Below are 24747 nucleotides of genomic sequence, written 5' to 3'. Positions count from 1 at the left end.
AGGGAGCAGGGATGAAAAGATTAAAGAGACACAGAGGGATTACACTGGTCGAAGTCTTGGTTTCTCTGATTCTGATTGGAGTTATTGCCGCAGGGTTCTTGACATTCTTTTCTGGGAGTTTTAATAATATTCTCCGTCAGCGAGGTCAGAATGCTATCAACTTTGATATTCAGGAGTCTTTCGAGAAACAACTGGCTGAAAGCAAGAAACACGAAGGTACAGGAACAGATGTTGAAACCTTTACTTACCAAATCGGTAATGGAACCAAGCAGAGTATCGATGTAAAAGGTACAAATCTGTCTTATAATGATAGAATCAAAAAAATCCATCTTTTTGCTGCTAATGCAATCGAAACCCCGCTGGGACTTCCCGATATGAAGGTTACTATCCCTGGTGGGAAAAGGTATTATTATGCTGGCATGGGGATAACGACTCCTGGTGGTAAGGTAGATATAGCTGATAGTAAGAAAAAGAGTAAAACTAGGATTTACACAGAATCTGGATGGTTTCTAAGTGATCGTGCTATAGGACAAGGGGTGTCTGGCATTGTCCCAGTGGGAACGATAGGCCAAAAAGGTGACGGCACTATATCTCAGACGCTTTTCCCAGAAATGCCGACAGATTTTAAACAATTATCAAAGTTAGAAACCGGGATACATATTACAGATGATATGAGAGGGAAGTACCTGACTTTTGCTGCTCGAGCCATTAACTCTTATGGACGGGTAGGAAATTATCAGGAAGCTGACCGTATCTGGATTATGGGTCTGCCAGTTACACAAAACTTGCGTCTTCATACGGATGCTGACTTGGCTCTGCTTAAGAATGGAAATACTACCTCGCTTATACCAACTGATAACCAGTCACATACTAATACAGAAGTAAGAGATTATTTTAATGATGTTGTTTATGGTGCGACTATCCCTGTTCTGAATTACAAAGAGCCTGCAATTAACCAAGCTCGACAGTTAATAGCACTTGATGGTCGTACGATGCAGTTTAGTAATCATAACTTTAACAATGGCTATACGACTTCTGTATTGATTGGGAATCGTCAGCAGACCGGACCGCTTCTAACCTATAAACTAGATGATACACTAACTTGGGGGATTAATCTGGAAAACGATGGTAGAATTGCTATTAAAACAGTAGATACAACTACAGCTAATAACGGTGGTCAGGAATATATACAAAATGTTAAGTTAGACTATAGTAATGATAATTCTATACAAGTGCGTAGTGCTGCGAAGAATGGCTCTTTAGGGATTGAAATTTTTATCAATGGACAATCAGTCTATAATAAAACAGTTTCGCTGACCAGAAACAGAACGACGCATAATATTAGTAGTGGTCAGATTATCTTTGGTGGCAATACTTACATTAATGAGTTTGCAGTTTATACTGAAAGTCTGAATAACAGCAATATACAAAAACTTGCTGAATACTTCCGCGATAAGTACAAGGCGAGCCAATAGGGAAATAGTTTTTAGGAAAAATAAGGGAGATTAGGAGATTATGGCAAAAAATATGTTTTCGTCCAAGGGGCGCAGAAGAGCTCTGGACGAAGAAGACAATGAGAAAAAAGGCTCATTTTTAGGAAAATTAAATAAACCGCTCTTCTCATCAAAAGGGAAACATAAAGAACACTTATCTATTCAAGGAGTTCAGATCAAGTCAGATCGTCAAGAAGACTTTGACGATGAGGAAAAGTCAACAGCAAAAGGGAGCTTCTTAACCAAGCTCAACAAGCCGCTCTTTTCTAAGAATAGTGGCAGTGATGACATGCCTGCTAAGTCTGGAAATCGTTCACTCTTTGCTAAGAAAGGCAGTGGTGCAGCGAGCCAACCGGTCACTAGAATGCATGCACCTTATACTATGTTTGGCAAGCCAATCAAGGGCAATCTGATGGCCATTGACTTCACTGATGAATCAGTCTATCTGGTTGTTGCCAGACAAAAGCGCAATGAGCTGGAGATTATCAAAATGGCATCTGCTAATCTGCCAGAAGGTGTTGTACTGAATAGTGAGATTATCGACCCGATTACTCTCAAAAACATTATCAGTGACCTGATGGAGCAGCATGCAATCACTGCTAAGTACGCTTTCTTTGCTCTGGGCAATACCAATATCATCGCCCGTTCGGTTGATGTAGCCGCTAGTGTGCAGAATGATGAGGATATTGAGGGCTTGGTATCTTACGAGCTCCAGCAATATCTGGATATCGATCCGACTTCTTATGTTATTCAATTCCAAGAGCAGGAGTCTAATTCAGTTTTTCCGCTTGATGAAGATACTCGCTCACTCATGGTCTATGCTGTGCCAAAAGGCGTGGTAGAGCAATATCTGGGCTTGGCTGAGAATTTGAAGCTGACACCTTATGTCTTTGACCTTCAGTCTAATACCTTTGAAAAATGGCTGGAACGCGTTCAGGCGGTTAACAATCGTGCTAAGAAGCTGACCAAGGAAAATGTCGGCATGGTACATCTGAGCAAGAGCTTCATTGGTGTTTATCTCTACTCAGAAGGCAAGTTTGTGACCAGCAACTATCTCAACCGTGGCTACAAGGACATCCTGAGCTATGCAGACGACGCTAGTCTATTGCAGAAGCTTCCAGCAGTGGCTTCAGATGATCTGGATACGGGTCTCTTGAAGAGGGCCTTGGATGAGTGGGTGGCTGATGCTAAGAACCACATTCTCAATACTGAAAACTTCTTTAGCGGGTCAACTGGTCTCAACATTGACAGCTTCTACGTCTTTGGTGACCAGGACATTTGCTGGCAGTTGGCAGCTATTCTGAAGCAGAGCATGAATCGGGAATTCATCTCAATTGATAACGTAGATTATGAGAATGTACTGTGGGAAGGTTCTGCCGAGTTTAATGCGGAGTTCATTCCAGCTACAGCCATGTTGATTAGGAGAGCAAACTAATGCGGAGAGATTTAAACTACTTTTCAAAATATCATGTGGCACCGGCTAAGGCTAGTCCACTGAAACTTGCTGCTATTTCGGCTTTTGCTGGGATTGTAGCGATTATGATTGTGCTGATTGGTTTCTTCCAGTTTAGCGCTATGCACCTCCAAGGCGAGATTGACCGAGCGGAGCAGACACTCAAGAGTCCAGAGATGGCTCAAGAGCTGAAGGCAGTCTCTGAGACTGAAGATAAGATTGTTACGGTCAAGAATGACGAACTTCTCTTTACCAGCCTAGAAGGCGACTTCCGCCGCCTGCACCGAGTAAACAAAGCCTTTATGGACTTCCTTAATAAAAATGTGACAAGAAACTTGGTCTTTGACGATATCAAGATTAATAACGACAATGTAGAAATCAATGGTTCGTCTCAAGAGCATCTTTCTATCGCTAAGTTTGAGGAAGAGCTTCGTAAGTCTGAGAAGTTTAACCATATTTTTGTGGACAACATTACTCGCGAGGAAAAGGATAACAATACAGTGTACAAGTTTAACATTAAAATTTTGACGAAGGATGTAGATTTCAATGAAGAGCAAAAATGAGAAAGAAAAGAAAAAAATCCTGAGTAATTTAAATGAGCGTGACAAGAAATTGTTGGCCTGTGTTGGAGGAGTAGCGGTACTTGCTGGTGGTGGGTATCTGGTAACAAATTCTTATACACGGATGGCGCAGTTAGCTGAAGAGCATGCAACTATCTCGACAGAGTTGGAAGGCAAGAATGCCAAGATTAGTCAGAGGAAGTCTCTTACCAAACAGCTCCAAACATTGAATGCTAAGACTCTGGATCAGGCTAAGAAATACTATGGTACGACCAATCAAGGGGAGTTTATCTTCTTGATTGACAAGCTAGTCAACGAAAGCGGTATTAAATTCAAGTCTGTCAACTACACTGAGAGCACAGAGTTGGAACTCCAGCAGGAGGGATTGGCTGCGACTTCGTCCAAAGGGCAAAACTCCAACTCTTCTGGTACGACTAGCAGTTCAAGCTCGAGTGAGACGTCTTCTTCATCCAGTACGACCTCTAGCTCGTCTGGTACCTCGTCTTCATCTTCATCTAGCAGCAGTTCTTCATCTGATGCGAATACTGCAACAACAACTGCAGCTAATACAGCGACACCAGGGAACGGAACGACCAATAATACCAACATCACGCAGATGACAGCGGACATTGAGTTCGAAGGAACTTATACACAGGTTCTGAAATTGTTGGAATTGATTGATGGCAATCAACAAAAAATCGTTTCCAGCGAGCTGGAATTAGGCGGAAAGAAAAGCCTGTCTAGCACGGAGGAAAACAAAAACCCTGATCTAACCAGCGGTAAAATCAAGCTACGTTTCTATCAGGTTAAAGATGTCGAGCGCTATGTGACTCTAGAGAGCAATGTCGATAAGACACCGATTCAGTTTGCTAACTGGGAGTCTCCATTTGCGATTCCGACTTGGCAGGCGGGTTCTATATCTGTAACGACAGCTGGTGGCGGCACAGATGCAACTGGCAATAAGGGCAGTTTGGGGGCCGCAACAACCAATACAACTAGCAGCGCGAATGCTAACAGCAGTACCAATCTAGCTCCATCTTATCTGGAGCAGCTTAGCACTCAGTCTAGTCGGAACGATGGTCTGTCAGCTTATTACAATTCATCAACTATCTACCGCTTCGAATCACCACTGAAGCTGATTCAGTCAGGCGGCAGCAATCAATATGATGTGACGGTTGACAATACGGACTTCCTTGAGGGTTCAGGTTCCAATGTGGTTAAGATTCCAGCAACCAAGTCTTCTACTATGTATGAAATGGAATTTGCAGCACCGTATGTATCCTTGAACAATAAGCCGGATGCTATCAGCTTCTCTCTATCTCTGTCTAATCAATGGCAGGGTAAGATTGGCTTGATTGTCAAGAATGCCAGTGGGCAGAAAATTTACCTTCATGTCATTCGTCCAAACAGCTGGACTGGCTGGCGCGAAGTTAGCTTCGATCCTGAAAACATTCCAGGATTCAGCTATCCAATGACTATTGTGGGTTACTACTTTGAAACTCCAAGCGGAGAAAGCCCTGAAACGACTATGAAGCTGGATAACCTATCTGTGAACAACTTGGTAGTCAGCTAAAATACTTTGAAAAAATACCAAATAAGTCTATGGTTTAAAATTTCAAGAGCATGAGTAAATTTTTCTTAAAAAAATGCTAAAAACCAAGTTATTAGACTAGTATTCACGGTGCATTTATAGTAAACTAAAACATAGAGATATTTGAAGTATAATACAAGCAAACTCAGAATAGACGCCCGAGTCTATTTTGGGTTTTAATGGAGTTTATGGAAAAACAAAATCAAGACTGGTTTTGCATTGAAAAAGTTTAATATCATTTAGAAAGTGGGGGGTGTCGAAAATATTCAAATGGCATATTTTTTACCTTTTGGAGCAGGGCTTATAGCGCTGCATACGATTAGCATTTTATTTGTTTCTAGGATTTCATTAATAAAGCGCCTTTTTCTCGTAGTATGGGTCATGCTATTTGCGATTGGTGCTCCATTCCTCTTTCAACAAGTTCCCGGCATAGCCTTTGTTGGACTCTGTGCTTTGGCCTTGGCAGTCTATATGGTGCTGCTCTTTTCACAGGAGCTAGCTCCAGTCAAGAAGAGAGCAACTGCTTCAGCGCGAAGCAGAAGCCAGAAGCATACCAAGAGCACACGCAAGAAAGCGGAAGCGACGAGCGCAGGCTTGTCATCTGCTAGAGATTTGAACTTATCCAATGCTTCAACCGGTAGGATGAGAAAGGAAAGTAAAGAAAGGGTTCAGGCTGAGGAAAGTCCGGCAAGGCAGAGGGTATCTGCTTCTGGTCGCACCCTAGCAGACCGTTCTATCAAAAAGGATATGACAAGATTTGAGAAAGTAAAACCTCTCTACCCTGTTGATAACTTGGCTACAGCTCCTGCATTTGGAGAGTACGAGCCAAACAGTCAGCTAGCGGCAGCTGAGGTCGGCATGGTGGGTATGGACCACAGCGCACAAAAGGCCAATGATGAATTTTTGCAGTCCCTGCTTCATCACCGCAAGGGTTCTACTAAGATTAAGGTGGCCAACTCTCTGATTCAGCCTACGGAAGCAAATGCAGCCGGCAATCAAGGCTATACAGATATAGATGATCCAGCCTTTGAGACTGCTGTTCTGTCTAAGATTAGACCGATGTCCTATACGGAGTCTAGCTATGGCAACTTCAGACCGCAGGCGGTTGAGGTGACAGGTGTTGTTTCTCAAGATGAGGAAGAATTCTTCATTGAGCAAGAACAAGCTCAGCAGCCAGTGGCAGAAGAAGTAGGAGGCAACAGCCTAGAAGATGTTTTTGCTGCTACGGGAGATATCAAGCCAGTTAGAGCAGAAGAGTCGAGAGCAGCAAACAGCTTAGAATCTCTCTTCTTTGCTGACTCAGACACTGAGCCACAAGCTAAAATGGATTCCGCCTTCAGTCAAGCAGCTGCAGAGCCAGAATTTTCTGCTACTGAAGAGTCTATGGTTAGCCGTGATCGTGCTGATATTCAGGGTTATCAAGATATTCTCAGCCAGATTCAGCATGATTTGTTGGGATCTGAAGAGGAAGATTTGACTGCTGAAGTGGCAGAGGCTTGGGAGGAAGAAAGCAGCTTCGAACCTGCTGCAGAAACGTTTGAATTTGAAGAAGCTGCTGAACCAGCGGTTGTTCAATCAGTTTCTGAAGACGCTCTTTGGACACAGGCTGAGCCTATCCAAAAAGCAGTTGCAGATGAAACAGAAGAAGACTTGCTCAAGGGAATTGCTGACATCCTCAAAGCTGAAGAAGCACAAACCAAAGCAGCTCCGGTCGTTCCGGCTGTAGATGAAACAGAAGAAGATTTGCTTCAGAAAATCACTGACATCCTCAAGGCTGAGGAAGCAGCAGAAGCAAGACAAGCAGCAACTGCGGGAGATAAAGAAGTCTATTTCCAATTCCTCCTACTGGAAAGTCAGGAATTATTGGCTTCTAATGCAGTTCAAGAAGCTGAGAGCTATCTGAAAGAAATTGTCCAAGGCAGCTCAGATCAAAATCTTCGTCAAGAAGCGTTCAATATGCTGGACAAAATCGTGAAAAATTAATACTATATAAACATACAATTGATTGTAATCAATTAGAAGGGTTTTAGGGGAAATTATGAAAAGTTGTAAAACAATCACAGGGACCGTTGTCATTGAGATTGAAAAAGGGATGGGACTGGGTGAAGTCCATGAAGTCTTTGTTGACGAGGGGGTCAATCTGACTTTTGTCATTAAGTCAAAGCAGTCTGAACAGCCTTTTGCCTTGCTGTCTAGCAAGAACATCCAAGGCATCGGTGACTTTGCGGTCATGGTAGAAAACAGCTCAGTTTTTCAAGAGCTGGAAGAGGCCGATCTGAAGGTCTTAAACGACAAGCAGGGTAGTGTCTTTGACGAAATTGTTATCACAATTGATGGAAACAAGGTGGGAACTGTTGTTGACTATCATATTGATGAAAAGAATGAAATTGGCTACTTGGTGGTTAATTCTGAAGATGCCAGCGAGGAAATTCAGATTCCTAAATCACGCATCTTGATGATTGGTAAAGAGTACATTATCCTCAATGATGAAAAAAAGACAGCTCCTCATCTTGAAGCAGATGTAGAAATGGGCCGTCTGGCTGCAGCAGATTTGCTCCATGAGACTGAGGCTGCAAAACCTGCCGAAAAAATTGAGGAAGTAGTTGCTGAAGCACCTGTATTTGAGCCAGTTGTAGATGAAAAAGCAGATGTGAAAGAAGAAGCTGCGACAGATTTGACAGAGGCCTTGGCTGCTGTAGGTCTGGGATCTGCTGCTCCTGAGTTGGAGTTTTCTGAAGCAGTCGTAGAGACAGCAGAAGAACCAGAAGTCCAAGACTTGGTACAAGAAACAACAGCTCCAGCTGAAGAAGAAGTTGAAGAAACAGATGCAGCGCTGAGTCTGGATGCTGCTTTGGAAGAAGTATTGGCAGCACCTGCTGAGGAAGTAGAAACAACTATCAGCACAGCGCCAGTTGCTGAAGAAGAGTCAGGAGCAAAGAAAGCTGTTAACGACTTTATCGATCGGCAAAAACGTCTTCTGGTAGGCAAAACACTGCAAAAAGATCTTGTTAATGCAGATGGAGGAGTTATCCTGAATGCCGGAGATACTGTTTCAGATGACATCATTGATTTTCTTCGCCGTATCGACCGTAAATTCCTTATCCGCTTAGCTGAATGCGTAGTATAAGGTTGGGATGAGATTCATGTCAAGAAGAAAAAGAAAGGTTTCATCAAAATATCAAAAACTACTTCCAGCAGCGACACTTGCTGCCTTTCTGCTGGGTAGTTTATTTTATGTCATTTTTGTCTTTAATCCAACGATTGACCTGAGTATCAATGGCCGTCCCTCTATGAAGGTTCGCTCTCGGAGCGAAGCTGAGATTGAAGTTTACAGAGAACTGCCCTATAAGGCGACTTTTCAGCTGTCTACGGGGCAACACTTCTCTGTAGATATGCGCTTTTTAGGACTGAGCTATTTCACAGAAGAAGAGCTCAGGCGGCTGGATAATATCTCAGCCAAGACAGTTTGGGATAAGTTTACACCGTTTTTCGATACCAAGGAAAACCTGCAGATTTCCATCTATCCCAATCGACTCTTTTGGCTCAGACCTTTAAATGATGTCTTGGCTGCCCATCCTGATGTTCTCAGTCAGCTTCCAACGACCAATCATCTGGTCATGGACGGCGAGTCTAACGTAAAGGTGGGAGACAAGTCTAATGGCTATAAGATTGACCCTGCTGCTTTTATCCAAGCATCTGAGGAGATTGCCAAGACTGGTAAATTTGATGATGTCAAGGTTGAGAGTATACCTGTCGAAGCAGAAGATCAAAGTGAGCTTCTGAGCCAATATACGCACTTTATAGAGCGTAAGGAAGTACCACTGCCGACCAACGCTGCCCAAGCTCAAAACATGAAGACAGCCTTTTACAAGCTGCAGAATGTTTACTTGGCTCCTGGTGAGACCAAGTCTATCTCAGAATTACTGGGCGCTTTGAATGCAGAATCTGGCTATCTGCCAGTCAAGGGCAAGGATAATAAAGAAGTTTACGGTCAGGGTGCTGAGCAGATTGTAGATGCCATTCAGCAGCTCGCCTTTTCACGGACCAATGTTATTTCCTATCGAGGACAGTATTTCAACATCGGAACGCCGGCAGAAGGTTTGACCGAATTGACCATTCAAAACAATACAGAAACAGATATGGTGTTTTCATTAAGTTTGGAGGAGGGGCAAGTATCCATCATTCTGGCATCTAAGTGATACTCAAGGGAAGTCGAAGTTTGACATCGTCACCTAAGATTTTCAAAGAGTATAAAAAGGGAAAAATTATGATTGCAAGTTTAGTATTTATATTAGGTGTCGTATTTGGGAGCTTTTTCAATGTCGTCATCTACCGTGTGCCACTGGAAAAGAGCATTGCCAAAGGTCGGTCCATGTGCCCGTCCTGCGGCCATGTCTTGACTTCGGTGGAGCTGATTCCGGTTGTGTCGATTATCATGCAGGGCTTTAAATGCAAGCACTGCAAGGAGCCGATTTCACCGCGCTATCTCATTGTGGAGCTCCTGACGGGTCTGCTCTGGTTGGCCTCTTATCTGATCTTTCAAGATCAGGGGCCATGGATGGTTGTTTCAGCCTGTCTTTTGGTATCGCTTTGTCTCATTATCGGTTATATCGATTTTGATACTCAGTACATCTCGGACTCGGTTCTGCTGGTTTTCTGGCTGGGCCGCATGGCTGTTACGTTTTTTACCAATGAGTTCAATTGGGACCTGCTCCTTTCGCTGCTAGTCGGCGCTGGTCTCTACTCTCTCATTTATTTTGGGGCCAAGGCTTATTACAAGAAAGAGGCTTTCGGGATGGGAGACATTCTCTACTTAGCTGCCCTGAGCAGTTGGTTTAGCCCCTTGAATACGCTGATTTTGGGATATGGTTCTTTCTTTGTGGCTGGAGCTATTCTCTTAATCGCAACCATCTTTAAGAAATTCAAATTTAAGTTGAAAGAAGAAGTCCCTTTTGGTCCTGCTATGAGTATCATGGCGGTCATCCTATATTTCTGGGGAGGAATTTAGGAAACCAAAAGCGACAATAGAAATGGATAGAAAAAATGTTTAGGAAGAAAAAAGTTATCATAGCATTAGCGACAGCTACTGTCCTTTCAGGCAGTGTGCTGCCTGTCAGCCGCCCAGCGGCAAATGAAAAGGCCAGTCTGGATCCGTCTTTAGTGCAGGTGTCAGATCAGTTTCAGGCCAAGAAAACAGGAGCAGTCGTCTTTTCAGAAGATGTAACAGTGCCAAGCACAGTGTCAGCCGATTTCATTGATAGTCGTCTGGCTGGCACACCGATGGCTGGATTGGGAAAAGCTTTCAAAAAAGCAGAGAAAGATCATGGAGTTAATGCAATTTTTCTCGTAGGGCTGGCTATTCACGAATCGGATTACGGCCGCAGTCAGATTGCTCAGGCCAAGCACAACCTGTTTGGTTTCATGGCTTATGACTCCAGTCCTTTTTCCAGTGCAGGAAATTTCGCAACATTTGACGATGGTATAGATACCGTTGCCCGCTATCTCAGCGAGCACTATCTCAAGCCTGGCGGTCAGTTCTATAATGGTAAGAGCATGGCTGCTATCAATGTAAGATACGCATCTGACAAAACTTGGTCAAGCAAGATTATGATTCGTATTCGAAATTTTTTGAAAAAAGGTTAAGGAGGCTGGGACAATCGTGTCTCAGCTTGCTTTATTATAGAAAGAATTTCTTTTGGTGAGGCGATTGACGGGTTTTTCTTGCTCTCTGGGGCTCTAAAAACTCCTAATCGTCCTTTCGGGACTAGAAAATAAAAAAATTGCTTCTGCGACATCGTCTTTTATGGCGAAAAACGATTTAATTAGGGGATTTATGAAGAGAAAGTTTGACGTAAGCGATGTGTTAAAGGAAGCCTGGGGACTGACTGTTGATTACTTTTTTGTATGGACAGCAGGGCTTGCTATCATTCAACTGCCGTTTTTTATTCTGGGGCTGTTAATTCTATTTTTTTCTCCATTGACTTCTACATTTCTTCCAAGAATAATTCTACTGGGATTTCTATGTTCTTTTGTAATTGCTTATATCCATAAGTTTTCCTTGACCATGGTTCGTAATCCGCAGATGGTGCGAAGAAACTTCTGGAGGGCAGTTGGCTACAGTATTTCTGATGGCTTTTTTGGGCGTTTACTTTCTGTGTCTATTTACGTATTCATGTTTTTCTTGGCTATGTTACTTCTTTTTGTATACTTCTATAATGTCTTGATGCCAGATGCAAATTTTCGAGAGAATATGGGAACTTGGATGATTTGGGTTGCAAATAACCAAGAGAAGATAGCTAGCATGCTCTTCCTAGTTTTTTTGATAGCACCAATGTTTAACTTGGTATTCCATTTGTTTTACAGCTATTTTATCGTCTCTCACTTCTTCTTATTGCCCTATATTATTCAAGATACCAACTCCTCTGATAATCTCTTGCGTCCTCTGTCAGCCTTTGGCAGCTTGGGTAAGTCCTTTTCTCGTATGAATGGTCAGAGGGGGCGTTACTTACTGGTAGAGCTTGTCTTAAAGCTTATTCCTGTAGTATTGGGTCTAATAGAAGTTTTGAGTTTGCTTTTTGGTGCTGGTGTGTCTAATATTGTGGGAATGATTGTTAGTATGATAAATGGCTTTTTGCTGATTTATGCCTTGGCAGCTCGTTCGGTTATGGCCGACATCCTGATGTCTTATGATCGGGAAATAGTTAATTTTGGAGATTAATATTTATGAAAAAATTAGAAAGGGTTTTAGGATTTAGGATAATGAACGATGAATGATGTAAAAGTAACAAGGGTTTTCAGAGAAGCTTGGATTTTTGTTACAGAATATTATTTTGTCTGGCTGAAAGGCCTTTTGCTGGTCGGAATCCCGCTTGCAGTGCTGGGCTGGTTTCTTTTTCCGCTGGTTTCGAGTTGGTCTTACCGGTCCATTTTAGTCTTGACTTGTTTGGCATTTATAATTGCCTTCGGTTTTGCTTACGTCAATAAATTTGCCTTGACAGTGATACGAAATCCGCAGATGGTTAAGCTCTATTTTGGCTATGCGATTTGGTACAGTATCTCAGATGGCTTGCTTACTCGCCTCTTTTATTCCTTCATTGTCAGTGCAGTCCAGGTTCTGATTCTGTACATGGGTTGGTCGGCAATCGGCATCAATCTTGGGGTGGCTAGTCTCTTTGCCTTTTATCGGAGAGCAGTAAGTCCAGAGGCCATTGTAATTTTCCAGTTTCTTTTTCCTTTCTTGTTCATGGTTTTTTACCTGCTCTTCACTTATCTGGTTGATTCGCACTTCTTTTTGCTGTCTTATATCATTCAGGATACTAGCTCCAGGGACAATCTGGCCAAGCCGCTTTCTTTTTATGGCTGTTTGAGAAAGTCAGTCCTACTGATGAAGGAGCGCAGGGGTCGTTATGTTCTGCTCAGCTTTTTTCTCGCTTCTTTTGGTGGGTTGATTGGCTTGGGTACTCATCTCCTGATGGATCTGATAAGGCAGTATATTGGTCCCTTGCTGGGTGAACTGGATGATTTACTTGGCCTGATCCAGATGATTCCTGTTCTGGTTTTCAGTAGCTTTTACTGTGTATTTGTTCTGGTTGTTCGGACAGTTTTTGCTGATACTCTGATGGAAAATGATGCAGAAGTGGTGGATTTTGGTGATTAATTTAGGAAGTAGAAAGACCAGACAATACTTGATAGAAACAAGAGGAAGGATATGAAATCAGTAACAAGAATCTTAATAACAGCTTTGGTGCTAACTGGGATTGGCTTTATTCCTCTCCCTTATGAATTAGAGACCGTGAGGCCGGCTTTGAATGCCAAAGACTTTGTCCAAGTTCAAGGAGGAACTGATAAAGGAAAAGGTAAAATCTATGTCATGGCTGTTGGTGTTTCCAAGGCTCGAGTGTTCAGTCTCTTTTTGACTCTGCTGCCTAATTACAGGCTGGAAACAGAGTATGTCTCTGTTCCTGAAAACTATTTCGATAAGGAGAAGGGACGGGAAGAGCGAGAGAACAGCACTATGGGATCTTCCCATCTCAATGCCTTGCAGGTGGCTTATCAGGCTGCTGGTCGTACAGTTGAGATTAGACATAAAGAGATTTACGTAGGTGGTATCAGCAGTGAGACGCCTCTGTCAAAGGAGCTGCAGAAAGGCGATGTGATTTTAAAGATTGACAATCAGACTTACACTAGCCCATACGACATCGTTGATCAGATGGAACAGCGGCCAGTCGGCGATGTGGTATCAATTGAGTACAGTCGTAATGGTGTAATCGGTTTGGCTAGCGGTCCTGTGATTGTGGATGAGACAACTGGTAAGCCTGGTTTGGGAATTGAATTGGGTTCTAAAGCCAGTGTTGCCATGAATCCTCTAACGGAGTTTAAGAGCAACGGTGTAGCAGGTCCTTCTGGTGGACTCATGTTCAGTTTGGAGCTTTACAACCAGCTCGTATCTGAAGACATTACCAAAGGAAAAACTATTGCTGGTACTGGAACGATTGACCACAAGGGAAATGTTGGCCGGATTGGCGGGATAGAGATGAAGGTCATGGCTGCCGATAAGGCAGGCGCTGAGATTTTCTTTGTTCCTGATGATACCATTGACGCCGATATTGCCCAGTACAATCCCAAGTTGCGCTCTAACTACCATGAGGCACTTCGTGCTTCTATTAAAATCAAGAGTAAAATGAAAATCGTCCCTGTCAAAACTTTCAACGAAGCTTTGAACTATCTCAGAGAGATGGAATAAGGGAGTCTGCTACTCTTGAATAATCAAAAGAAACACAAGCCCCTGCTGGTTATTTATCTGGCAAGGGCTTTTATTATAGAATTTTTTCAAATAATTAACACCTTAGCACATAAATACTTGATTTCTAAATCGCTGTGTGATATATTTATAACATAAAGAGTGTTAAATATTTCTAACATAAAGAAAGGAGTCTATCATGAAAAAAATCAAAAAACGGGTGGCCTCATTACGATGATCGCCGCAGCTATCTTTATTGATTTTACTGTTTTATTTGGTTCTAATCTTAGTTGGGGACCCAAGTTAGTTATTATTGGTCTGTCAGGGATAGGTCAGATTGTAGCTATTTGGGGCTGGCTACACATGAAACCATGGCCTCATAAGAGTCAGAAAGGTAAGGGAAAGACTATTTTTGACTTGTCTGCTAAGCTGTACACGATGCTTTTGTTTGCAGCAACCATTTTTTATACAGTAGGGATTTGGGTTGCGACCCCAAGCGAAAGATCTGGCATTAAAGAATGGATTTTGGGAGTTGGCCTCGTTATTGAAGTGATTGTATTTGGTTTTTTCTCTTTGAAAAATGTCAAGGAAACTCCAGATGAACGTTTCTATGCTAATCTAGCTAAGGCAGCTAGCTTGATGTTTGTCTTTATACTAGGCGCACTGATGATCCTAGCAGTTATCATTGGATACATGGGGTCTCTCACTCTTTACATGGGCCAGATTTTGATTAGCATAGCTGCCTTGATTTGCATCTTTGCAGTTGTTTATCTTGTCTTAGAACGGAGAGGATAACCATGGCCAAAGAAAGCAAGATTATCACTAATCTCAAATCCGTTCGCGAATCCATGGGTATGACCCAGCAGGAGCTAGCCGACCGCATCGGCATGCGGCGCGAGACAATTCTGCATTTGGAAAATAACCGCTACAATCCTTCGCTGGAAATGGCTCTCAAAATTGCTCAAATCTTCAATCTGAAAGTAGAAGACCTCTTTGAACTCAGACAGAAAGAGGAGACGTAATTCTTTTCGAGACCTAGTATTAAGTTTGTTGTTCAGTTAGGGCTTGAAACAAAAAGAAAAAATCCTTTGAAATGCTGATTTCAAAGGATTTTTGTTAAATAAATTACTTAACTTCTGTAAACACAACGTGCTTGCGAAGTTTTGGTGAGTATTTCTTCAATTGAAGACGGTCTGGCGTGTTACGTTTGTTTTTAGAAGTAAGGTACAAGCGTTCACCAGATTCTTTGTGTTCAAGTGTGATATTTACGCGCATGGTAGCTCCCTTCTATTATTCTGCTGCAGCAGCTTTGGCAATCTTACGGCCCTTGTAGTATCCTTTAAGGGATACACGGTGAGAGCGTGAGTAATCACCAGTAGTTTCATCAAAAGTTACAGTTGGAGCTGTCACTTTGTAGTGAGTGCGGCGTTTGTTTTTCTTCGCTTTGGAAGTGCGACGTGCAGGTACTGCCATTGTTTGTTTCTCCTTTTAGATTGTGAATTCGATTCAATTTGATGATTTTCATCAACTTTAATAGTATAACAAAACTTTTTTGTAAAGTAAAGTTACTTGACAGATTTTTTCTTCTTTTTAAGAAAAACCTGAGCTTCTAGTTGTCATCTTTTTGCTTGAGAGGAAAAAGTTTCAAATTCGCCTCCATATTTTCCTAATCTTCTGAAAATTTAAAAATTTTCCTCTGTAAAATACAGCCTAAGTGTGGTATAATAAAGCACAAAGATTACTGCAATGAAAGGGAAAGCTATGACAGATAAGGATATTCGTCACAGAAGTAAGATTTATGACAGTATGGTTAAATCTCCTAACCGTGCCATGCTTCGCGCGACGGGGATGACAGATAAAGATTTTGAAACGCCTATTGTTGGGGTGATTTCCACTTGGGCGGAAAATACACCTTGTAACATCCATTTGCATGACTTGGGCAAGCTGGCCAAGGAAGGCATCAAAGCAGAGGGCGCTTGGCCTGTTCAGTACGGGACTATTACGGTTGCGGACGGGATTGCCATGGGAACACCGGGCATGCGCTTCTCTTTGACATCTCGTGATATCATTGCGGACTCTATTGAGGCTGCGATGGGTGGTCACAACGTGGATGCCTTTGTTGCTATCGGTGGCTGTGACAAGAACATGCCTGGTTCTATGATTGCCATTGCTAACATGGATATTCCTGCTATCTTTGCCTACGGCGGAACGATTGCACCGGGGAATCTGGACGGTAAGGACATTGACTTGGTTTCTGTCTTTGAAGGAATCGGGAAATGGAACCATGGTGACTTGACAGCTGAGGAAGTGCGCCGCATTGAGTGTAATGCCTGTCCTGGCCCTGGTGGCTGTGGCGGTATGTACACGGCCAATACTATGGCGACGGCTATTGAAGTTCTGGGCATGAGTCTGCCAGGATCTTCTTCTCACCCAGCTGAGTCCAAGGACAAGCAAGAGGATATTGAAGCAGCTGGCCGTGCCGTTGTGAAAATGCTGAAAATGGGGCTGAAGCCTTCTGATATCTTGACACGTGAAGCCTTTGAAGATGCAATCACAGTGACTATGGCTCTGGGTGGTTCTACCAATGCTACCCTGCACTTGCTGGCCATGGCTCATGCGGCCAATGTTGAGCTAACGCTTGATGACTTTAATGTCATTCAAGAGAAGGTACCACATTTGGCTGACTTGAAACCATCCGGTCAGTATGTCTTCCAAGACCTTTACGAGGTTGGTGGAGTACCGGCTGTGATGAAATATCTCTTGGCGAACGGCTTCCTGCATGGTGATCGCATCACTTGTACAGGTAAGACGGTGGCAGAGAATCTAGCAGAATTTGCTGATCTGACACCAGGTCAAAAGGTCATTATGCCGCTTGAAAATCCAAAACGTGCAGACGGTCCGCTTATCATCTTGCATGGTAATCTAGCTCCAGACGGCGCTGTTGCTAAGGTTTCTGGTGTTAAAGTACGCCGTCACGTCGGACCGGCCAAGGTCTTTGACTCAGAAGAAGCCGCTATTGATGCGGTACTGGCCGATGAAGTGGTCGATGGCGATGTGGTTGTAGTTCGCTACGTTGGACCAAAGGGTGGCCCTGGTATGCCAGAGATGCTGTCACTTTCGTCTATTATCGTAGGGAAGGGGCAAGGAGACAAGGTGGCTCTTCTAACAGATGGTCGCTTCTCAGGTGGTACTTACGGCCTGGTTGTCGGACACATTGCTCCGGAAGCTCAGGATGGTGGCCCGATTGCCTATCTTCGTACAGGCGATATGGTCACGGTTGACCAAGATACCAAGGAAATTTCCATGGCAGTCTCTGACGAAGAGTTGGCGAAACGCAAGGCAGAAACGACCATCCCACCGCTTTATAGTCGCGGGGTACTTGGTAAATATGCTCACATGGTATCCTCTGCCGCTAAAGGTGCTGTTACAGACTTCTGGAAACCAGAAGAAACTGGTAAAAAATAGCTTATATATGATAAAAGAACCCGCTAGTTTTTCTAGCGGGTTTAGTGTTTTTATTTTAAATGTAGATAAATTAAGTACCTTCTTATCTAGGACTGATCCCCAGAGCAATGCGACCGAAACGGCTGATACGAGTGATTTTCCAAGCAGGAGACCAAGTAACCTCGACAGAGGCACTTTCAATCTCATCGATTTTTTTAAGAGAATCCATAATGGCGATGGGCAGACTCTCAGCACAGTCACAGGCCGTATCAGTAAAGGTCATGACAACCTTGCAGTGGCCGTTTTCGTCTAAGTTAATTTCATAAATCAACCCTAAGTTATAGACATCCAGCTCTACATCCGGATCGTAAATACGCTCGAGCTTCTCCACCAACTTATCCTGAATGGCAGCTGCTCGGTCGTTGATTTTGATGTCGTCTCTCATAGCTATTCCCTTCTATTCTGAGTTGAATTGTTTTTATTTTCTCACAATTCAGACTTTTTTTCAAGCTATTTTGGAACGTGAAAACGGATTTAGTTCTTCCAAATGAAAAATCCCTTTCGGACTCCTCAAAATGGCGGACTTATGATAGAATATAAGTACTAAAGAAGGCGGAGGTCAGAAGATGAAATTACAAAAACCTAAAGGAACTCAGGACATTCTTCCTCAAGAATCAGCCAAGTGGCAGTATGTAGAAGACTTTGCCCGCAAGACATTTAGAAAATATAATTACGGTGAAATTCGTACGCCAATTTTTGAGCACTATGAAGTCATTAGCCGCTCTGTCGGGGATACGACAGACATTGTGACTAAGGAAATGTATGACTTTTATGACAAGGGTGACCGCCATATCACGCTGCGTCCAGAGGGGACAGCGCCTGTGGTGCGTTCTTATGTAGAGAATAAGCTTTTTGCTCCTGAAGTGCAAAAGCCTGTTAAAGTCTACTATATGGGCTCTATGTTCCGCTATGAGCGGCCTCAGGCTGGACGTCTGCGGGAGTTTCACCAGATTGGTGCAGAGTGTTTTGGCTCTAGTAATCCTGCTACAGATGTAGAAATGATTGCCATGGCGGCTCAGTTTTTCAAGGATATTGGCATTACCAATGTCAGCTTGGAGCTTAACTCACTGGGGAATCCTGAGAGCAGAGCTGCTTACCGTCAGGCCTTGATTGATTATCTGACCCCATTGAAGGCTAGCCTATCAGCAGATAGCCAACGTCGCTTGGAGGAGAATCCGCTGCGCGTGCTGGATTCTAAAGAGCCCGAGGACAAGGCGGCTGTAGAAGGTGCACCGTCTATTCTGGACTATCTAGATGAGGAGAGCAGTGCCTACTTTGCGGCTGTTCGCTCCATGCTAGAGACCTTACAGATTCCTTATGTCATCAATACCAACATGGTCCGTGGCTTGGACTACTATAATCACACAATTTTCGAGTTTACGACAGAGGTGGCTGGCAGTCAGCTGACTATTTGTGCTGGCGGCCGTTATGATGGGCTGGTGGCTTACTTTGGTGGCCCTGAAACGCCAGGTGTTGGCTTTGGTATGGGCTTAGAACGCCTACTTCTCGTACTTGACAAGCAAGGAGTAGAGCTGCCGATTGAAACCGCTCTGGATGTTTATGTAGCGGTTCTAGGACCTGGTGCCAATGGCAGAGCTTTGGAGTTAGTGCAGGCTCTCCGTACACAGGGCTTTGCGGCAGAGAGGGATTATCTCGACCGCAAGCTCAAGGCTCAGTTCAAATCCGCTGATATCTTTAAAGCTAAAACTCTTATCACCTTGGGTGAAAGCGAAGTGGAAAGCGGTCAAGTGACTGTTAAGAACAATCATAATCGTGAAGAGATTACTGTTAGCCTAGACCAAATCCAAGAAAACTATCAGCTTATTTTTGAGAAATTAGGGTTTTAAAGGTTTGAACTTGACAGTCAGAAACGCTATAGTATCAGAGGTTTGAACGAACTTAGTTGACAACATGTCGATATATTTTCTAAAAAAATATCTTTAAAAACTTGAAACATAAAGTGATTATTGATATAATGTACTCGTTATATAAATTTGCTAAAGGAGAAACAACTATGGCACAAATTAAATTGACTCCAGAAGAACTTCGTACATCTGCAAACAGATACACTGAAGGTTCTGAAAATGTAACTCAAGTTTTGACTACATTGACTAATGAACAAGCAATTATTGCCGATAACTGGGATGGTTCTGCATTTGATAGCTTTGAAGCACAATTCAATGAATTGTCTCCAAAAATCAAAGAATTTGCACAATTGCTCCAAGATATCAATGCACAGTTGGTTAAAGTTGCTGACATCGTTGAGCAAACTGACCAAGATATCGCTGCACAAATTCACTAATTTTGTTATAACGGCTTTAGGAAGGCAAGAGCCTTCCTATTTTTGTAAAGATTTAAAATGAAAAAAAGGCAGTTTCTTTCATATTTGATAAGAAAATCACTGCAATGTAAAGGCAAGCTCTGACAATCTGAATCAACATCTGAATTAGACTGTTAGAGCTGTTTGTGTCTTTCTGTGCGCTTTTTTATGTAACAGTAAACTAAAAAATTTAAAAAGAAAAAGAAATTTACATCCATGGGAAATAAAAAATTACTTAAGTATATAGGAAACGTTGTTTTAGTCATCGCCTTGCTGGCTGCAGTAGTGACGCTGAATGTCGCAGTGCAGAAGAATACAAGCAGTGCTAGAGACAGCAAAATCAAAACAGATCAAAAGACTAAACTGAATGTCGCGGTCGTCAATGAAGACCGGGCTGTTAAGGTTGACAAGAAAGAGTATAATCTTGGAGCTAGCTATGTCAAAAATCTAGAACGGGATGACTCTCAAAACTGGTACATCGTGACACGTGGAGCTGCAGATGCTGGCCTGGAAAATGGGAAATACCAACTGGTCGTGACGATTCCAAGTGACTTTTCGGAAAAAGTGCTAGATGTCAATGCTATCAGTGCAGATCGGACAATCGTCACTTATAAAGTTAACGCTGCAGGAAATCAGCAGATTGAAAATGAGGCCAACAGTCTGGCTAAGGATATTATCGCAGATCTAAATAGCCAGTTGGTTGATATGTATATGGCAAGCATCTTGAGCAATCTGTACACAGCTCAGCAAAATGTGCAGGCTAGTTCAGAGGTGCAAATTACCAATATTGGCAATTATCGAACCAACTTGTTGGAGTCTGCCATTGGCTCTAAGAATATCTTCCCAACATTAGTCAGTATGTCTGCTTCATCTGTTGAAGCCAATAACTCTCTGAAGACGACTCTGGAAACTTATGCTAAGGCTTTTGATGACTTGGATAACTCTCAGGCCACTTATGGCAAGAATTTTGATAGTCTTCTCAAACAGCGAGCGGATGACCAAGTCAACTATGCCGCATTTATGAAGCAACTGATGGAAATGGACGAAAAAGTTGTCCATGATGATACTCAAAAACTCTACGCTAAGTTAGAAGAAACACAAAAAGATTTCACTAAACAGCTTGGCCCAACAGATGATGTGAAAGATGTGGATGTTGATAATGTCAGTCAGCAATTACAGGATTTGGAAACTGCTTTGGAAACTGAACGTGGTCAATTAGATGTCCATAAACAGCAGATTAAGGACTTTGTTGATAATAAATTAAGAACTTACTATGGTGTTGAAGAAGGCAAGCCTATTACTCTTAGCGCAGTGTTAGGAGATGCTATAACAAGCTACGATGCTTCTTTGAAGGCACAAATAGCTGAAGCAGTAAAAGCTTTGCCAGCTTCTCAACCAACAGAGGTGAAATTTGGATTGCCTGTTCCTGCTCTTGACTATTCAACCATTTCGCAATTTGGAACACCACAAGGAAATGGAAGTGCTGAGTTAGACAATTTGGCAGCAGCTGCAGAGAAAGCGGCTAGCTCTACAGCCGGCCCAGTTAATAGCCAGGTTGGAAAGGCTACTTTGTCAGTCACTCCACCAACAGGTGTAACAATTAAAACTATTACATACAATGGCGAAACAGTAACAAATGGGCAAGAAATTAATTTGGCTGAAGGCGCTAATTTTAATGTGCAGTTCAGTGTAGCTAGTGATGCTGCAGCCACTTCAGTTGACAGCTCAATTGATATTTCTCTGAATGGTATTAAGGTTGCAAGTGCGCCGGTGAATGTAGAGGATGCACAAAAAGCGGCAGCGGCATATGGAGCTAAAGTACAGGAGATTTCTTCTGCCTATCAACACGTTATGTCTTTAATCCAAGTTTATAATTCTTTTGATGAGTTGAAAAATAAAGATATGTCCGAATCTTTATCTACCCTTTTGATAAATGCTATTAATTCGAATCTAGATAGTTATCAAAACAGCTTGTCTAAAAGTAACGATGGTAAGAGTCAAGGGGTTAAAGAAACTTTAGATGAAACGATTAGTAACTTGAAAAACAAGATTGAAGACGTCAAAGGAACGAACGCTAAACTCGCAGCAGAGATTGGTGAGCAGCTCAATCTTTATGAAAATCTACAAACTAGAATGTCAGATATTTCAAAAGCTCAGGCTTCTTCTACAGATGCATTGGCTAAAACAGACACCGATTTGTCATCTCTGAATTCAGAATTCTCATCCTTGTTGTCTTCGACTTCTGGTGTTAAGTCCTCTTCACAGACCAATGTGCAGGCAGCTGATAGTGTCAACCAGATCTTCAGCAGTTTCAATCGTGAGCTGGAAAATGCGCAAGGAACGACAGAGAAACTGTCTGCGAATGCTGAAAGCTTGATGGGGCAATTCAATAAGGAATTGGAAGATAATGGCAACTTTGTGGAGTCCTTTGTCAAGGTTCTTAATAATGCCTATGAGAACGGGGTTCCTAATGAAGTGTTACTGGACTTCCTATCTAATCCAGTTGCTCAATCTTCTTCATCTGTCAAAGCGACTGTCAATGTTTACCGTCCATTTACTTGGATTCTCTTGCTGGAGATTGTCAGTCTCTTTACGGCTTATCTCTTTGCAACGCAAAATATTGTGCGCAAGGTTAAAGACCGCTTTAAGCTTAATAAACTACAAGATACAGATATTACGACTGTGGGCATCCTAGGCTTCCTGTCTCTGACGATTGGGCTAGTTATTGGGATTGTCTCCAGCATGCAGCTTCACATCGGCAAGGAATATGTTCCATCTTGGGTCTTGTTGATTGTGGTTGCTAGCTTTGTCTTGATTCAGGGGCAGTATTTGTTCCTCAAGCATCTGCGCGTGATGGGCATGGGCTTGGCCTTCTTCATGATTGTCAGCTTTGTTTATCTATCTAATGCTATTGGTACGACAGCAAGCTTGACTGGCTTCCCAGCCTTTATCAAGAGCTTGAATGCCTTGTCTGTGCTAGAAGGCATGCTGTCAGGTTACTTTGACGGCAAGACCGCTGGCTTCTTTGCCATCTTTGGTCTGATTGTCTTGCTGGCTCTGCTAGTTGCAGCTAATATCTTTATCAAGACTAGAACATTAAAAACTGAGGAAGTTTAAAAGAGTATGAAAAGAATTCTGTTTTTATTCCTACTCCTAGGTTCGTTTGCGGTGACGGCTGTTGCCGCAGATGAGCTAAAGGATAATCGTCTGCAGATAGATAATTCGCGGATTGAAAAAGAGCAAGAACTGAACTTTGGTGCACAATCGGAAGGCACCAAGTCTCTTTTCGTTGCTGAGAATCAGGAAAAAATTCAGGAAATGAAGCAGTATCAAAATAAACAGTTGGCCACAGAAGCGGGACAACTGTTTTCTGCTATACAGGGGCCGACGGATATTTACCATTCCAAGGAGCTTTTTCAGCCGGGAACGGAAAAATTGTCCAAGCTGCAGACGAGTTTGAAAAGCGATGAAGAAAGCAGCTGGGATGATTTTCTGCCAGGAGTAGTCTACTTTGTAGCAGCCATACTCTTGGTCAGTATGACTGTCTTTGTCAGCTATCGTATCAGTAAGGGAGAAGTATAAAATGGAAGGACATATCAACATCACCCTCCGTTTGCGGGATAAGGACGTGGATATTCGCATTCCTAAGCGGATTGAGGTCCGTCGCTTCATTCGGGAGATTGATCAGATTTTCAATATTGAAGGAAAGCGCCATAAGTATCAGCTGCGGATTATTAACAAGGGGTTGATACTGGATGAGGGCAAGGTTTTGGCTGATTATCCAGTCACAACGGGAGATTTAGTAGAAATTGAGGAGATTTAAGGTGACTGAGGAAAAATTTGTATTTGCTGAACAAGAGTTTATCTATGAAAAAAATGACAAGAATTGGAGCCTAACACTGAAGCGTTCGGATGTGGCAACGCAGGATTTGCGAGAGCTCTTGCTTTTGGACCTGCACCATCCGCTTTTCTTGGAACAGGAGACTAAGGCTGACCATGATAGTGTCTATTTCACCTATCAGATTGAGCCTTTGGGGCTGTCCAAGGAAGAGATTGAAAAGCGTACGATTTCTGAGCGGATTCGTCTGGCTCTCAATGTGTTTGCCCTAGAGGCGGCGCTGGAATTGCCGGTTACTTTTTTGCTGCATCCTAGCAATCTCTTTATTACCAAGGATGCGCAGGCGAAGATTGCTTATCGCGGAGTTCCGGGTATCATGACACCTCAGTCTATTTCTCGGGAGGACTTTTTGCGTCAGGCTAAGTGCTTTGCGGTGACGCTCTTTGCAGATCTGGACTTTATGGAGCTTTACAAGGGCTCGCTAGAGCTAGAAACTCTGCCAGATTTCTTAGTGGAACTGCGTGAGGCTGACAGTCTGGAAGATGCGGTTGCTGTTTTGGAGAAATCCTATCAGGAAAAGGCTGCAGAAGAAGCAGAGAAGCAGACACTGGTCTCCAAGCGCCAGCATAAGATTTTCAAACTGGCAACCATCTGGCTGACAGCAGCTGTTGTGATTTTGACCATTCCTTTGATTTACCTGATTTTCATACAAAATCCTTTTAAGGAAAAGCTGTTACAGGCGGATACTGCCTTTATCAAAGTGGACTACAGCAAGGTCATCGATGAGCTGGAGGGAATCTCTCCTAAGAGTCTGCCGAATACACAGAAATATGAACTCGCCTATTCTTATATCCAGGGGCTGGAATTTTCCGATGATCAGCGCAAGGTCATCCTGAACAATGTCACACTTAAATCAGATGATTTGTATCTCAATTACTGGATTCAAGTTGGACGTAATGATTTTGAAGATGCTTTAGACACAGCCAAACGGATTAATGACTCAGATTTGATTATCTATGCCTTGACGCAGGAGATGAAAAAGGTGCGTGAGGATGATAGTTTGTCTGGTAAGGATCGGGAGACTAAGCTTGAGTCCTTGGAAGGCGAGTATAAGAAATACTGGGATAGCCGCAAGGAGCTTTTGACTGGTGATTCTAGCTCAAGCGCTTCTGGCGAGGAAGGTTCTTCAGGAGCAAGTTCTTCCTCCAGCAGTGAAGCGTCATCTAGCAGTAGCGCGAAGGAGTAAGT

General features: G+C 42.9%; 24 protein-coding genes. 21 read left to right on the top strand and 3 right to left on the bottom strand.

Annotated elements, in window-relative coordinates; translation table 11 throughout:
• Positions 1-11 precede the first annotated feature (11 nt).
• From RSK81_RS12160 to RSK81_RS12095, 14 genes are all read left to right on the top strand, one after another.
• Positions 12-1475, top strand: coding sequence for a type II secretion system protein (locus RSK81_RS12160; RefSeq protein WP_125402634.1), 1464 nt, complete (start codon positions 12-14; stop codon positions 1473-1475).
• A gap of 40 nt (positions 1476-1515) precedes the next feature.
• Positions 1516-2928: a pilus assembly protein PilM gene (gene pilM / locus RSK81_RS12155; protein ID WP_002928443.1), complete on the top strand. Its 1413-nt coding sequence runs from the start codon at positions 1516-1518 to the stop codon at positions 2926-2928.
• Positions 2928-3509, top strand: coding sequence for a PilN domain-containing protein (locus RSK81_RS12150; RefSeq protein ID WP_002922896.1), 582 nt, complete (start codon positions 2928-2930; stop codon positions 3507-3509). The genes pilM and RSK81_RS12150 overlap by 1 nt, the downstream gene beginning before the upstream one ends.
• A complete protein-coding gene (locus RSK81_RS12145; RefSeq protein WP_002894176.1) occupies positions 3493-5079 on the top strand; it encodes a hypothetical protein in 1587 nt (528 codons plus the stop codon). The genes RSK81_RS12150 and RSK81_RS12145 overlap by 17 nt, the downstream gene beginning before the upstream one ends.
• A 264-nt stretch (positions 5080-5343) precedes the next feature.
• Positions 5344-7080 carry an MFS transporter gene (locus RSK81_RS12140; RefSeq protein WP_315686953.1) on the top strand — a complete coding sequence of 579 codons (1737 nt, stop codon included), beginning with the start codon at positions 5344-5346 and terminating at the stop codon, positions 7078-7080.
• Positions 7081-7135: 55 nt separating this feature from the next.
• The gene (locus tag RSK81_RS12135) at positions 7136-8224 is read left to right on the top strand and encodes a hypothetical protein (protein ID WP_002928435.1); all 1089 of its coding nucleotides are present in this window, start codon (positions 7136-7138) and stop codon (positions 8222-8224) included.
• 7 nt (positions 8225-8231) lie between these two features.
• On the top strand, positions 8232-9296 hold the full coding sequence (locus RSK81_RS12130; RefSeq protein ID WP_315686952.1) for a hypothetical protein: 1065 nt from the start codon (positions 8232-8234) through the stop codon (positions 9294-9296).
• Positions 9293-10105 (top strand): prepilin peptidase, encoded by an 813-nt coding sequence (locus RSK81_RS12125; RefSeq protein ID WP_315686950.1) that lies wholly within the window; start codon positions 9293-9295, stop codon positions 10103-10105. Before RSK81_RS12130 ends, RSK81_RS12125 begins: the two co-directional genes overlap by 4 nt.
• Before the next feature lie 35 nt (positions 10106-10140).
• On the top strand, positions 10141-10740 hold the full coding sequence (locus RSK81_RS12120) for a glucosaminidase domain-containing protein (protein WP_002899346.1): 600 nt from the start codon (positions 10141-10143) through the stop codon (positions 10738-10740).
• A gap of 160 nt (positions 10741-10900) precedes the next feature.
• Positions 10901-11815 carry a hypothetical protein gene (locus RSK81_RS12115; protein WP_002928420.1) on the top strand — a complete coding sequence of 305 codons (915 nt, stop codon included), beginning with the start codon at positions 10901-10903 and terminating at the stop codon, positions 11813-11815.
• Positions 11816-11863: 48 nt separating this feature from the next.
• Positions 11864-12754 (top strand): hypothetical protein, encoded by an 891-nt coding sequence (locus RSK81_RS12110; RefSeq protein WP_002928417.1) that lies wholly within the window; start codon positions 11864-11866, stop codon positions 12752-12754.
• A 51-nt stretch (positions 12755-12805) separates the two neighbouring features.
• Complete coding sequence (locus RSK81_RS12105) at positions 12806-13840, top strand: SepM family pheromone-processing serine protease (protein WP_002928415.1); 1035 nt, start codon at positions 12806-12808, stop codon at positions 13838-13840.
• A 231-nt stretch (positions 13841-14071) separates the two neighbouring features.
• A complete protein-coding gene (locus RSK81_RS12100) occupies positions 14072-14632 on the top strand; it encodes a DUF3796 domain-containing protein (protein ID WP_315686948.1) in 561 nt (186 codons plus the stop codon).
• Between the two features lie 2 nt (positions 14633-14634).
• Positions 14635-14859: a helix-turn-helix transcriptional regulator gene (locus RSK81_RS12095; protein WP_002928410.1), complete on the top strand. Its 225-nt coding sequence runs from the start codon at positions 14635-14637 to the stop codon at positions 14857-14859.
• A 103-nt stretch (positions 14860-14962) separates the two neighbouring features.
• On the opposite strand, the gene rpmG is transcribed toward RSK81_RS12095, so the two are convergent.
• Together rpmG and rpmF are read right to left on the bottom strand one after the other, a co-directional pair.
• The gene (gene rpmG / locus RSK81_RS12090; RefSeq protein ID WP_001265622.1) at positions 14963-15112 is read right to left on the bottom strand and encodes a 50S ribosomal protein L33; all 150 of its coding nucleotides are present in this window, start codon (positions 15110-15112) and stop codon (positions 14963-14965) included.
• 15 nt (positions 15113-15127) lie between these two features.
• Entirely contained in the window at positions 15128-15310 is a 183-nt protein-coding gene (gene rpmF / locus RSK81_RS12085; RefSeq protein WP_002894148.1) for a 50S ribosomal protein L32, read from the bottom strand.
• A gap of 288 nt (positions 15311-15598) precedes the next feature.
• Between rpmF and ilvD the strand changes: the two genes are divergently transcribed.
• The gene (gene ilvD, locus RSK81_RS12080) at positions 15599-17302 is read left to right on the top strand and encodes a dihydroxy-acid dehydratase (protein ID WP_032907459.1); all 1704 of its coding nucleotides are present in this window, start codon (positions 15599-15601) and stop codon (positions 17300-17302) included.
• An 82-nt stretch (positions 17303-17384) separates the two neighbouring features.
• Here the strand turns inward: ilvD and RSK81_RS12075 are convergent, their stop codons facing one another.
• Positions 17385-17726, bottom strand: coding sequence for a metal-sulfur cluster assembly factor (locus RSK81_RS12075; RefSeq protein ID WP_002899327.1), 342 nt, complete (start codon positions 17724-17726; stop codon positions 17385-17387).
• A 181-nt stretch (positions 17727-17907) separates the two neighbouring features.
• On the opposite strand from RSK81_RS12075, the gene hisS reads away from it, so the two are divergent.
• The 6 genes from hisS to essB all read left to right on the top strand — a co-directional run bounded on the left by hisS (position 17908) and on the right by essB (position 24745).
• Complete coding sequence (gene hisS / locus RSK81_RS12070; RefSeq protein ID WP_004190338.1) at positions 17908-19188, top strand: histidine--tRNA ligase; 1281 nt, start codon at positions 17908-17910, stop codon at positions 19186-19188.
• 167 nt (positions 19189-19355) lie between these two features.
• Positions 19356-19643, top strand: a complete 288-nt coding sequence (locus RSK81_RS12065; protein WP_023917057.1) for a WXG100 family type VII secretion target — start codon at positions 19356-19358, stop codon at positions 19641-19643.
• Between the two features lie 234 nt (positions 19644-19877).
• Positions 19878-22778 (top strand): type VII secretion protein EsaA, encoded by a 2901-nt coding sequence (gene esaA, locus RSK81_RS12060; protein ID WP_004190335.1) that lies wholly within the window; start codon positions 19878-19880, stop codon positions 22776-22778.
• Between the two features lie 6 nt (positions 22779-22784).
• Positions 22785-23243, top strand: a complete 459-nt coding sequence (essA, locus tag RSK81_RS12055; RefSeq protein ID WP_004190333.1) for a type VII secretion protein EssA — start codon at positions 22785-22787, stop codon at positions 23241-23243.
• Position 23244: 1 nt separating this feature from the next.
• Complete coding sequence (locus RSK81_RS12050) at positions 23245-23484, top strand: EsaB/YukD family protein (protein WP_002894139.1); 240 nt, start codon at positions 23245-23247, stop codon at positions 23482-23484.
• A 1-nt stretch (position 23485) separates the two neighbouring features.
• Positions 23486-24745, top strand: a complete 1260-nt coding sequence (essB, locus tag RSK81_RS12045; protein ID WP_072074831.1) for a type VII secretion protein EssB — start codon at positions 23486-23488, stop codon at positions 24743-24745.
• Positions 24746-24747 lie beyond the last annotated feature (2 nt).

The sequence above is a fragment of the Streptococcus sp. DTU_2020_1000888_1_SI_GRL_NUU_041A genome (assembly GCF_032387735.1).
Lineage (GTDB): Bacteria > Bacillota > Bacilli > Lactobacillales > Streptococcaceae > Streptococcus > Streptococcus sanguinis.
Note: the sequence above shows the minus strand (reverse complement) of the source record. Positions and strands in the feature narration are given on the sequence as shown.

Coding starts and splice junctions, on each gene's coding strand:
- RSK81_RS12160 (WP_125402634.1), top strand. CDS start 12: ATGAAAAGATTAAAGAGACACAGAGGGATTACACTGGTCGAAGTCTTG.
- pilM (WP_002928443.1), top strand. CDS start 1,516: ATGGCAAAAAATATGTTTTCGTCCAAGGGGCGCAGAAGAGCTCTGGAC.
- RSK81_RS12150 (WP_002922896.1), top strand. CDS start 2,928: ATGCGGAGAGATTTAAACTACTTTTCAAAATATCATGTGGCACCGGCT.
- RSK81_RS12145 (WP_002894176.1), top strand. CDS start 3,493: ATGAAGAGCAAAAATGAGAAAGAAAAGAAAAAAATCCTGAGTAATTTA.
- RSK81_RS12135 (WP_002928435.1), top strand. CDS start 7,136: ATGAAAAGTTGTAAAACAATCACAGGGACCGTTGTCATTGAGATTGAA.
- RSK81_RS12130 (WP_315686952.1), top strand. CDS start 8,232: ATGAGATTCATGTCAAGAAGAAAAAGAAAGGTTTCATCAAAATATCAA.
- RSK81_RS12120 (WP_002899346.1), top strand. CDS start 10,141: ATGTTTAGGAAGAAAAAAGTTATCATAGCATTAGCGACAGCTACTGTC.
- RSK81_RS12115 (WP_002928420.1), top strand. CDS start 10,901: ATGGCGAAAAACGATTTAATTAGGGGATTTATGAAGAGAAAGTTTGAC.
- RSK81_RS12110 (WP_002928417.1), top strand. CDS start 11,864: ATGAATGATGTAAAAGTAACAAGGGTTTTCAGAGAAGCTTGGATTTTT.
- RSK81_RS12105 (WP_002928415.1), top strand. CDS start 12,806: ATGAAATCAGTAACAAGAATCTTAATAACAGCTTTGGTGCTAACTGGG.
- RSK81_RS12100 (WP_315686948.1), top strand. CDS start 14,072: ATGATCGCCGCAGCTATCTTTATTGATTTTACTGTTTTATTTGGTTCT.
- RSK81_RS12095 (WP_002928410.1), top strand. CDS start 14,635: ATGGCCAAAGAAAGCAAGATTATCACTAATCTCAAATCCGTTCGCGAA.
- rpmG (WP_001265622.1), bottom strand. CDS start 15,112: ATGCGCGTAAATATCACACTTGAACACAAAGAATCTGGTGAACGCTTG.
- rpmF (WP_002894148.1), bottom strand. CDS start 15,310: ATGGCAGTACCTGCACGTCGCACTTCCAAAGCGAAGAAAAACAAACGC.
- ilvD (WP_032907459.1), top strand. CDS start 15,599: ATGACAGATAAGGATATTCGTCACAGAAGTAAGATTTATGACAGTATG.
- RSK81_RS12075 (WP_002899327.1), bottom strand. CDS start 17,726: ATGAGAGACGACATCAAAATCAACGACCGAGCAGCTGCCATTCAGGAT.
- hisS (WP_004190338.1), top strand. CDS start 17,908: ATGAAATTACAAAAACCTAAAGGAACTCAGGACATTCTTCCTCAAGAA.
- RSK81_RS12065 (WP_023917057.1), top strand. CDS start 19,356: ATGGCACAAATTAAATTGACTCCAGAAGAACTTCGTACATCTGCAAAC.
- esaA (WP_004190335.1), top strand. CDS start 19,878: ATGGGAAATAAAAAATTACTTAAGTATATAGGAAACGTTGTTTTAGTC.
- essA (WP_004190333.1), top strand. CDS start 22,785: ATGAAAAGAATTCTGTTTTTATTCCTACTCCTAGGTTCGTTTGCGGTG.
- RSK81_RS12050 (WP_002894139.1), top strand. CDS start 23,245: ATGGAAGGACATATCAACATCACCCTCCGTTTGCGGGATAAGGACGTG.